Source organism: Aquimarina atlantica (assembly GCF_000626715.1).
Taxonomy (GTDB): Bacteria; Bacteroidota; Bacteroidia; order Flavobacteriales; family Flavobacteriaceae; genus Aquimarina; species Aquimarina atlantica.
This window is the reverse complement of sequence record NZ_AQRA01000032.1, coordinates 1-1,305: the sequence shown is the minus strand read 5'-3', so window position 1 is coordinate 1,305 and position 1,305 is coordinate 1. Positions and strand designations below refer to the sequence as shown.

Genomic DNA, 1,305 nt, shown 5'->3' with positions numbered 1-1,305 from the left:
TAAACGTATCTGCTGTTGGGGCAGTCGTGTCAATAGTTACTACTCCAGCTCCACTATTACCTCCGGCATCTGTAGCTACAACATCTAAAGTATCATTATCAGTCAAGACTGGTAAACTACCACTATCTGGTACTGCAACTCCGGTATCAATACTCCAGTCTCCTGCTGCATCTGTGGTTACAGTATAGGTAACCTCTGGAGTACCATCTCCGTTTTCATCTACGGTAATCGTTAAGGTTTCATTAGCCTCTCCAGTTCCTGTTAAGGTTGGCGTAATATCATTGGTCGTAAACGTATCTGCTGTTGGTGCTGTAAGATCAATAGTCACTACTCCAGATCCACTGTTACCTCCAGCATCAGTTGCTACTACATCTAAGGTATCATCATCTGTTAATACTGGGAAACTACCACTTGTAGGTACAGCAACTCCTGTATCAATGCTCCAGTCTCCTGCTGCATCTGTCGTTACAGTATAAGTAACTTCTGGTGTACCATCTCCGTTTTCATCTACTGTAATCGTTAAGGTCTCATTTGCTTCCCGGTTCCTGTTAAGGTAGGTGTAATATCGTTTGTTGTAAAGGTATCTGCTGTTGGGGCAGTAAGATCAATAGTCACTACTCCAGCTCCACTATTGCCTCCGGCATCAGTAGCCACAACATCTAAAGTATCATTATCAGTCAAGACTGGTAAACTACCACTATCTGGTACTGCAACTCCCGTATCAATACTCCAGTCTCCTGCTGCATCGGTTGTTACAGTATAGGTAACTTCTGGTGTACCATCTCCGTTTTCATCTACGGTAATCGTTAAGGTTTCATTGGCCTCTCCGGTTCCCGTTAAAGTAGGGGTAATATCGTTTGTTGTAAACGTATCTGCTGTTGGGGCAGTCGTATCAATAGTTACTACTCCAGATCCACTATTACCTCCGGCATCTGTAGCTACAACATCTAAAGTATCATTATCAGTTAAGACTGGTAAACTACCACTATCTGGTACTGCAACTCCAGTATCAATACTCCAGTCTCCTGCTGCATCTGTAGTTACGGTATAAGTAACTTCTGGAGTACCATCTCCATTCTCATCTACAGTAATCGTTAAGGTTTCATTAGCCTCTCCGGTTCCTGTTAAGGTTGGCGTAATATCATTTGTTGTAAATGTATCTGCTAGTTGGTGCAGTGGTGTCAATAGTTACTACTCCAGCTCCACTATTCCCTCCGGCATCGGTAGCCACTACATCTAAAGTATCATTATCGGTTAACGGCGGTAGGAATCCGCTCGTAGGAACAACAACTCCAGTATCAATAC

2 protein-coding genes are annotated in these 1,305 nt (G+C 43.3%); both read right to left on the bottom strand.

Annotated features, from left to right (window positions below; translation table 11 throughout):
* On the bottom strand, positions 1-328 hold a 328-nt coding region (locus tag ATO12_RS24460), incomplete at its 3' end, for an Ig-like domain-containing protein (RefSeq protein ID WP_034247721.1).
* Positions 329-519: 191 nt separating this feature from the next.
* Positions 520-1,185, bottom strand: a complete 666-nt coding sequence (locus ATO12_RS24455) for a hypothetical protein (protein ID WP_034247720.1) — start codon at positions 1,183-1,185, stop codon at positions 520-522.
* Between the last annotated feature and the right edge of the window lie 120 nt (positions 1,186-1,305).